An 842-nucleotide genomic window follows, 5' to 3' on the forward strand; every position below is an offset into this window, starting at 1 on the left:
CTGTTAGCATAGCCTTTTGCACGACTCGCACTAGCAGTGATGCCGTAGCTAGCACCTTTACCTGGGTTGGTAGCTGCATAGGCACCGATGGCGGTACTTGAGCTCTTATTATCACTACGAGTATTGCTGTTTTGCGCGACACCATTGATAGTCAGGTCATTGTCGGCTTGAAATAGGGCGTCATTGGTAACGTTTAAGTTGCTACCGTTTATGTTGATATTGCTATCTGTGCCTGCCCCTGTAGCGATCAAGGCAAGGTTATTAGTGGTAATGCTGGATCCTTGGTTTACCTCGGTGTAGCTGCTGCTATTGGACTCACTTTTTGATGAGCCAATGGTGGCCTGTATACGAGTGCTGCCTATGTCTTGTAGCTTGCCACCTTCTTGTAGCATACTTAATACATCTGATCCTTGCTGAGCTAAGGCTTTTGTCTTAAGACCAGCAGCGACGCCTGCCATGCCTTTCATGCGGGTGCTACCTGTATTACCACCAGCATCAATGAGGTTGTCGATACTCTTGGCGCTGTCAATGAGGCTGTTTGAGAGGGACACGGTCAGACCACTTTGCTTAAACTTCTGCTCGCTTTGATTGGTATAGACATCCATGACGTTATCGATATTGATGTCTTGGGCACGGATAACGGTGTTGCCGCGACTGCTGTTATCAAGGGCGTCATTGACATCTTCACTACTATCTGCACCCATACCCGCGACAATACTACTGCCCGTCTGTTGGTAAGTACCACCAGCATTGATGATGACGTTACCGTCAATCGCACCGATGTTGCTAGCAGTATGCGTCAGTGCCGTTTGAGCACTACTATCATCAGTTTGCTGCTTGCC

General features: G+C 48.3%; 1 protein-coding gene. It reads right to left on the reverse strand.

Annotation, left to right across the window (positions count from 1 at the left end):
- Positions 1-842, reverse strand: an 842-nt coding sequence (locus ACT3SX_RS15335) for a hemagglutinin repeat-containing protein (RefSeq protein WP_192992697.1), incomplete at both ends; no start/stop codon positions are given.

This window comes from Psychrobacter sp. AOP31-B2-9, assembly GCF_052378005.1.
Classification (GTDB): domain Bacteria; phylum Pseudomonadota; class Gammaproteobacteria; order Pseudomonadales; family Moraxellaceae; genus Psychrobacter.